The following is a 7,694-nucleotide window of genomic DNA, read 5'->3' as shown; positions in this document are numbered from 1 at the left end:
ATCAATATAACAAGCCCCAGCAAAAAGCCGGGGCTAATACTTCAATTATTTTAGGACATTTTCAAAAACGCTTGACAACAAATTTTTTTTGCGTTTTCTATACAATTCCTCCATTTTTCAAATACGATTGTCAACTCTTTGATTCACTTTGATTCATATAATCAATAATTGTTTTACAGATTTGCTGCTTTGGTTTTCCAAGAGCAATTCCAAGCTCCACATATAACAGATTTTCGGCCACCTGAAAATATCTTGTATCTGTAGTAGTGCACTTTTTTCCTTGTGCAAGCCTTTTTTGTTTTCGTTGATAAATCATTTTTATAATAGCAACTAAGGCTTCAGGATCATTTGATTTTACTGCCTCTTTATAGCTTCCGTAAAAGTATAACGTACAAAAGAACCCTGTTTGTCTCCTGTTACTATTACAACATCGCCGCTCTCATTGCATGTGGATTCCAGAACCGGAAATCTTCTGTTTTCTTTTACATAAGCTTCCGGACTTACTGCTTCTGCCTCAATCAAAGTTTTTTTACTGTATTGTTCTCCTCCACACGGATTTATTTCTTCAATAAAGATTTCATATTCATGCATGTATGGTTCCTCCTGAAATTCATTTTATAAACAACAGGCAGCATATAAGATGTTGCTTTCCCGCATCACTACGCTGCCTGCCGTTATTTTTATTATAAAACCATTTTGTTCTTATTTCAAAAGCGTTTTTTACTAAAAATGTATCTTCTTTTTTTAGATATTATTACCATACGTTTACATATATTCAGACTGTTTCATACGTTCCAGATCTTTTCTGGTGTTGTGTCATTATATCTCACTTTCTTCCAGACAGAAAAAAAACGCAAGCCATATTTCTATGACTTACGTCTTTTTACAAATTTTACAGGAGACCTACTCTGATTTCCTGCGGTGTCCAAGTCTGCCTTTAAAATCCTCATAACCGAAATCAGTCAGACGTTCCATGGTTTTATCACCATGCCGCAGCCAGATATCAGGCAGGGGCATTCCATTAAAGGTATTGTTTTTGCAGGTTGTATATATGGCCATATCGCCAAACATGAGAAGCTCTCCGTATTCCAAAGGCTTTTGGAAGCTGTAATCTCCTATAACATCCCCGGACAGGCAGGTTGGTCCTCCAAGACGGACGGTAACGGCATTCTCTCCTGGCTCCCCTGCTCCAAGAAGGGGAGGACGGTAAGGCATTTCCAGAACATCCGGCATATGACATGCCGCACTTCCATCCAAAATTGCAAGCCGGGTATCACCATTTTGCAGCACATCCAGCACGGTTGTCAGAAAGAATCCGGCATTTAAAGCCCATGCCTCTCCAGGCTCCAGGTAAATATCCACCTTCCATTCTTCCTTTGCCGCCTCAATGCACTTTTCAAGCCGTGCAATATCATAACCTGGTCTTGTAATATGATGTCCTCCTCCCAGGTTCAGCCATTTTACCTGAGAAATCAGATCTCCGAATTTCACCTTCACCGCTGCAAGAGTGGTTTCCAGATCAGAGGAATCCTGCTCGCAAAGGGTGTGAAAGTGAATACCATCCAATAATCCGGTCAGATCCGGATACATTTTCACAGCAGCCTCCCACTGTGCTCTCGTGGTACCCATACGACTGCCCGGGGCACAGGGATCATAAATTTCATGTCCCTCCTGGGTAGAGCATTCCGGATTGATCCTGAGCCCTACGCTTTTTCCGGCCTGCTTCGCTCTTTTTCCAAAACGGAGAAGCTGGGAGGGTGAGTTAAACACTATATGATCTGCAAAGCAAAGCAGTTCTTCAAATTCATCCTCACGGTATCCGGCACAAAATACATGTACCTCTTTTCCTGGCATCTCCTGGGCGCCAAGCCTTGCTTCGTACAGTCCACTTGCTTCTGTTCCAGCCAGATAAGGCTCCAGAAGGTGATAGCAGTCATAATTGCTGAAAGCCTTCTGCGCCAGGAGCATTTTACATCCAGTTCTTTCGGCAATCTTTCCCATTAATTCTGCATTTTTTATAAGCGCTGTTTCGTCAAGAACATAACAAGGCGTCTTGATTTTCCGGAATTCCGGCGGAATAACTCCACCGGATGCTGCAAAAGGTGGTCTTGTATCTGTTTTTTCCATTAATCAACCAGCTCCGGATTATGATTTTCACTGCGTGGAAGTCCGTATTTGTCAAGTGCCTCCAGGAACGGATCCGGGTCAAATTCTTCTACTGTATACACTCCTGGACGAATCCATTTTCCAGTAAGCATCATTAATGCCCCACACATGGCCGGAACGCCTGTCGTGTAACTGATTGCCTGGCTTCCAACCTCCTTATAGCATTCCTGATGGTCACAAATATTATAAATATAGTAGGTTTTCTCTTTTCCATCCTTTACTCCGGTGAAAATACAGCCAATATTGGTTTTACCTTTGGTACGAGGACCAAGGCTTGCCGGATCCGGAAGAAGCGCCTTCAAAAACTGGATGGGAACAATTTCCTGTCCGTTATAGCTGATCGGGGTAGTGGAAAGCATTCCCACATCCTCCAGGCAGCGCATGTGATCCAGGTAGCTCTGTCCAAATGTCATAAAGAAACGAATTCTCTTTACTCCCGGAATTGTCTGGGCAAGGGACTCAATTTCCTCGTGATGAAGAAGATACATATCCTTATCGCCGACCTGGTCAAAATCATATTCCCGCTTGATGGCCATCGGAGGAATTTCCACCCAATGTCCATTCTCCCAGTAGCTTCCAGGAGCGCTTACCTCACGAAGGTTGATCTCCGGGTTAAAGTTGGTTGCAAACGCATATCCGTGGTCTCCTCCGTTGCAGTCCAGAATATCAATGGTATCAATCTGGTCAAACTCATGCTTTAATGCATATGCACAGTATGCCTGTGTAACGCCAGGGTCAAAGCCGCAGCCAAGGAGTGCAGTAAGTCCTGCCTCTTCAAATTTCTTCCGGTATGCCCACTGCCAGGAATAATCAAAATATGCGGAAAATCCAGCTTCCTTACAGCGTTTTTCATAAATAGCCCGCCATTCCGGATCATCGGTATCTTCGGGCTCATAATTTGCCGTATCCATATAGTTTACGCCACATGCCAGACAGGCATCCATAATTGTCAGATCCTGGTATGGAAGTGCAATGTTCATTACCAGATCCGGTTTGTAACTATTGATCAGCTGGATCAGCTGGTTTACATCATCTGCATCTACCTTTGCTGTGGTAACAACTGTTTTTGTTTTTCCCTCCAGCTTCCGGGCAAGGGCATCACATTTTTCTTTTGTCCTGCTTGCAATACACAGTTCTGTAAATACCTCATCTGCCTGACAGCATTTCTGGATTGCTACACTGGCTACTCCGCCGCAGCCGATTACAAGTACTCTGCTCATATTTTTTATCTCCTTATTTTATATTTCACTATCGCAGCTGTTTTTATTTCGCCACTGCCAGCAGCAGTTCCCTGACCACCTTGCATGCTGTGGCTGTGGAAACACCGCTTGGATCCAGCATAGGTGCCAGCTCATTGACATCTGCTCCCACAATATTTAATTCTGATACCTTCCGAATAGCCGCAAGAAGCTCAAGGAAGCTTACGCCTCCCGCCTCCGGTGTACCAGTTCCCGGAAATACGGATGGATCCAGGCAATCCAGATCAATGGTAAAATATACCGGAACCTGCTCCCTGTCCAACTCCTGTATGGTCTCTTCCAAGCCTTCAAAGGTAAAAGGATGAAAATCTGTATGCTCCTTTGCAAACCGGAATTCTTCTCTTTCCCCACTTCGGATGCAAAACTGATGAATCCGTCCATCTCCCAGTATATCATGGCATCTGCGAATGACACACGCATGGCTTAAACGGGCACCAAGATAATCATCCCTCAAATCTGCGTGGGCATCAAAATGAATAATATGAAGCCCTGGATACTTTCTGGCTGTGGCTCTTACAGCCGCCAGTGTCACCAGATGCTCGCCGCCTAAAAGCAAGGGTATCTTTCCTGCTTCCAGAATTTCCCAGGCACGATTCTGTATATCAGCAAGTGCCATTTCACTGCTGCCGAAGCAAAGCTCCAGATCTCCACTGTCAAATACCTGAATATCTGTAAGGTCGCGGTCCTGATAAGGGCTGTAGGTTTCCAGTCCAAAGCTTTCATGACGAATGGCAGAAGGGCCGAACCTGGCTCCAGGGCGAAAGCTTGTGGTAGAATCAAAGGGCGCTCCGTAAAGAACAATCCCTGCTTCCTCAAAGCTGCTGTCACAGCCAATAAAATTCTCAATATTTGGTAAAATCATAAATCAGTCCTCCACCTCCTGAAGCATTTCCTCCAGAAAAGCCGGAAGATAAAATGCACCTCTGTGAAGCCTTGTGGTATAGTAACGGGTGCGAAGATTCAGGGCGTTCCATGCCTCCGGATCCAGATCATCCACCGGATGGTACTTTTTGCTTGCAAAACCAAACAGCCAGTAACCGGCAGCAAAGGTAGGAATATGTGCCTGGTAAACACGACTGATCTGGAACGTACTGGCAATTCTTTTGTGACTGCGCTGCATGGCGTGGGCATCCTCAGAATAAAAAGGACTTCCCTGCTGATTGACCATGATGCCATCCTCTTTCAGCGCATTATAACAGTTTCCATAAAATTCACGGGTAAACAAGCCTTCCGAAGGGCCAAAAGGATCGGAAGAATCCACAATAATAAGGTCATATTTATTTTCACAGCGTCGGATAAATTTCAATGCATTTTCATAATGAAGATGCACTCTCCTGTCATCAAGCCTGCAGGCATTTCCCGGAAGATAGGCACGGCAGGCTTCCACTACCATGGGATCCATCTCTACCAGATCAATATGGCGGACACGGTCATATCTGGTCAGTTCACGTACCACTCCACCGTCTCCTGCTCCGATTACAAGAATATCCCTGGCTTCTTTGTGGACAGCCATAGGTACATGGGTAATCATTTCGTCATAAATAAATTCGTCACGTTCCGTGAGCATTACATTGCCATCCAGTGTAAGAACCCTGCCAAATTCCGGTGTCTCAAAAATATCAATTCGCTGATAGTCGCTCTGCCTTGAGTAGAGCTGACGGTTTACCCGGATACTATGCTTCACATCCGGTGTATGAAATTCCGAAAACCACATTTCCATTTTCTTTACCTCCCTGCCAGAGTGTGTTTTAAAATTATTCCCGCAAGATGTGTGTCACAATTTGCAGACAGCCTTTTTTAGACATGCTCCAGCACATTTAACCGTAATATATCCGGATCTTCCGGACCTGTCATGTTGCATCCTTTTGCCTTGGCATATTCAATGTAATCCAGGATTTCCGGGGTGATCCGTTCCCCTGGAGCCAGAATTGGGATTCCCGGAGGATAACACATTACAAATTCACTGCATACCTTTCCTTCCGTTTCCCTGAGAGGAAGGCTGCATTTTTCTGCATAAAAAGCTTCCTGAGGGCTTGTTACTACCTGGGGATCAATATATTCCTGATCCAGCAATCCTGATTTATCCTTCTGAAAACGCCTGCGGATCTCCGCAAGGGCGCTTACCAACCGCTCTACTTCCTGGGCACGGTCTCCAATTGACAGATAAGCCAGAATATTTCCGATATCACCAAATTCGATCTGAATATCATACTCATCTCTCAGAATGTCGTAAACCTCAATTCCTGCAAGTCCGATATCCAGAGTATGTACACTTAATTTCGTAATGTCAAAATCAAAAACCGAATCTCCATTCACCAGTTCTTTTCCAAATGCGTAATAGCCGCCAATGGCGTTAATCTCTTCCCTTGCATATTCTGCCATATCTGCTACCTGATGGAAAATCTGACGTCCGCGCTGTGCAAGATTCCGCCGGGAAATGTCAAGACTTGACATCAGAAGATAGCTTCCGGAAGTAGTCTGGGTCAGGTTGATGATCTGACGGACATAGCCGGCATGGACGCCAGGTCCAGTCAGAAGAAGGCTGGACTGGGTCAGGCTTCCGCCGCTTTTATGCATGGATACAGATGCCATATCTGCACCAGCTGCCATTGCCGAAACCGGCAGGCCTCCTCCAAAATAAAAATGAGTCCCATGGGCTTCATCTGCCAGACACAGCATTCCTGCTTCATGAGCCATCCGCACAATTGCACGAAGATCACTGCAAATTCCATAATAGGTAGGATTGTTTACCAACACAGCTACTGCATTGGGATGCTCCTTAATTGCCTTTGCCACCTGCTCACGGCGCATTCCAAGAGAGATTCCGAGTCTCTGATCTACTTCCGGATTCACATAAACCGGAATTGCTCCGCACAGAACCAGCGCATTCAGCACGCTTCTGTGAACATTGCGGGGAAGAATGATCTCGTCCCCCCTCTTACAGGCAGTTAACACCATGGTCTGTACAGAGCTTGTAGTTCCGCCAACCATGAGAAAGGCGTGAGCTGCTCCAAAGGCATCAGCTGCCAGTTCTTCTGCCTCCCGGATCACAGATACAGGATGACAGAGATTATCAAGCGGCTTCATGCTGTTTACATCCACGCCTACACATTTCTGCCCCAGAAACTCAGTAAGCTCCGGATTTCCTCTTCCTCTTTTATGTCCTGGCACATCGAAGGGTACCACCCTCATGCGCCGGAAATTTTCCAGAGCCTCGTGAATTGGTGCACGATTCTGGTCCAGTTTAAAACGAGTTCTGTTCATTGCGTCTCCATTTCCAGTTCCTTTGTCTGTATAAAGAATCCTGTTTGCAGGATTCTCCGCCTGCAAAGGGGCGTCTCCAGCGCCATCTGCGCTTCCGCTGCAGTGGAATCCTACCCGGCAGAGCTTTTTATATAATAGGAAATTCCAACGTAATTTTCTATTACATAAAAAAAAGCAGGCTGCCTTAAAACCGCAAACCTGCTTGGATCATTCTTCCCGATTCTATCTCCATTGACTTATAATAAATATAAGAATCCTCGTATTTACATAAAATAGAAATCCGGATGATATATGTCAGAGTCTATATAGCAATCATACTTTTACTACTCTTATTGACCGTTTCACAAGTCTGCGCCTCAGGCGCATAGTGGTTATCAAAGGAACCAACTTATAAAATTTGAGCTTCTAACTCAATCAATAAGGCAACCAAAGTTACCATCAGCGGCAGTGGACCCGGCTGTCCGTATGGCCTTAACCCCAAATGGAGTGATCCAAAATAATTGCTTTGAAAAGACTCTTTCTTTGTCTTTCAAAATCTTTATAAGCATAGCACATATGAAAATGCATGTCAACTGTTTCATTTTATGATACCAGCAGATTGCGGAAATGATTTTCCAAACGCGCTCCTGTGCTGCAATGAAGGAAAGGCAAATATTTTTCTTGTCAAAACAAAATATTTTTCTAACATTTTCATTGAAATTTATGATCGTATATGATATTCTGTGTGTTAGTGTGTTTCTACACAGTACGAATGACCGTCATGCTCGTACATTTTATAGAAAATGTATAAGCAGGTTTTTCGTAACTCAGGAGAGTCTCTTCAAAAAAATTTATGGAAGAGCGCCGAAGGTGTACGCAGCATTTGTAATGCTGTTAATCTCTCAGGCAAAAGGATGGAGGAAAGAGAACATGTTTACACAAATCAACAACTTTATCACCTGGTTTGACGGAGTAGTCTGGGGACTTCCGTTAATCATTCTGATCCTGATCACAGGATTCCTTTTA

General features: G+C 44.5%; 7 protein-coding genes and 1 riboswitch. All 7 genes read right to left on the bottom strand.

Features of this window, described 5'->3' with window-relative positions; genetic code table 11:
- Nucleotides 1-130: 130 nt before the first annotated feature.
- Nucleotides 131-316: a hypothetical protein gene (locus AB5Z12_RS20355; RefSeq protein ID WP_368368760.1), complete on the bottom strand. Its 186-nt coding sequence runs from the start codon at nt 314-316 to the stop codon at nt 131-133.
- 38 nt (nt 317-354) lie between these two features.
- On the bottom strand, nt 355-591 hold the full coding sequence (locus tag AB5Z12_RS20350) for a hypothetical protein (RefSeq protein WP_195700332.1): 237 nt from the start codon (nt 589-591) through the stop codon (nt 355-357).
- 312 nt (nt 592-903) lie between these two features.
- Nucleotides 904-2,127, bottom strand: a complete 1,224-nt coding sequence (locus AB5Z12_RS20345; RefSeq protein ID WP_368356786.1) for a carboxynorspermidine decarboxylase — start codon at nt 2,125-2,127, stop codon at nt 904-906.
- On the bottom strand, nt 2,127-3,386 hold the full coding sequence (locus AB5Z12_RS20340; protein WP_173769573.1) for a saccharopine dehydrogenase family protein: 1,260 nt from the start codon (nt 3,384-3,386) through the stop codon (nt 2,127-2,129). Before AB5Z12_RS20340 ends, AB5Z12_RS20345 begins: the two co-directional genes overlap by 1 nt.
- Nucleotides 3,387-3,429: 43 nt before the next feature.
- The gene (gene speB, locus AB5Z12_RS20335) at nt 3,430-4,287 is read right to left on the bottom strand and encodes an agmatinase (RefSeq protein WP_173769572.1); all 858 of its coding nucleotides are present in this window, start codon (nt 4,285-4,287) and stop codon (nt 3,430-3,432) included.
- Nucleotides 4,288-4,290: 3 nt separating this feature from the next.
- Nucleotides 4,291-5,145: a polyamine aminopropyltransferase gene (speE, locus tag AB5Z12_RS20330; protein WP_148461219.1), complete on the bottom strand. Its 855-nt coding sequence runs from the start codon at nt 5,143-5,145 to the stop codon at nt 4,291-4,293.
- 77 nt (nt 5,146-5,222) lie between these two features.
- Nucleotides 5,223-6,689 (bottom strand): aminotransferase class I/II-fold pyridoxal phosphate-dependent enzyme, encoded by a 1,467-nt coding sequence (locus tag AB5Z12_RS20325; protein WP_118583008.1) that lies wholly within the window; start codon nt 6,687-6,689, stop codon nt 5,223-5,225.
- Between the two features lie 797 nt (nt 6,690-7,486).
- A riboswitch (glycine riboswitch) is annotated at nt 7,487-7,596 on the top strand.
- The last annotated feature ends 98 nt before the right edge of the window (nt 7,597-7,694 follow it).

It is taken from the genome of Ruminococcus sp. RTP21358st1_G6_RTP21358_211008 (assembly GCF_040908885.1).
In the GTDB taxonomy this organism is placed as follows: domain Bacteria; phylum Bacillota; class Clostridia; order Lachnospirales; family Lachnospiraceae; genus Blautia_A; species Blautia_A faecis.
The sequence above is the reverse complement of the archived record's forward strand: the minus strand, read 5'-3'. Positions and strand labels throughout refer to the sequence as shown.

Bases quoted from the DNA above. Each gene is read 5' to 3' on its own strand.
- AB5Z12_RS20340 (WP_173769573.1), bottom strand. From the start codon at position 3,386: ATGAGCAGAGTACTTGTAATCGGCTGCGGCGGAGTAGCCAGTGTAGCA.
- AB5Z12_RS20325 (WP_118583008.1), bottom strand. From the start codon at position 6,689: ATGAACAGAACTCGTTTTAAACTGGACCAGAATCGTGCACCAATTCAC.
- speB (WP_173769572.1), bottom strand. From the start codon at position 4,287: ATGATTTTACCAAATATTGAGAATTTTATTGGCTGTGACAGCAGCTTT.
- speE (WP_148461219.1), bottom strand. From the start codon at position 5,145: ATGGAAATGTGGTTTTCGGAATTTCATACACCGGATGTGAAGCATAGT.
- AB5Z12_RS20350 (WP_195700332.1), bottom strand. From the start codon at position 591: ATGCATGAATATGAAATCTTTATTGAAGAAATAAATCCGTGTGGAGGA.
- AB5Z12_RS20355 (WP_368368760.1), bottom strand. From the start codon at position 316: ATGATTTATCAACGAAAACAAAAAAGGCTTGCACAAGGAAAAAAGTGC.
- AB5Z12_RS20345 (WP_368356786.1), bottom strand. From the start codon at position 2,127: ATGGAAAAAACAGATACAAGACCACCTTTTGCAGCATCCGGTGGAGTT.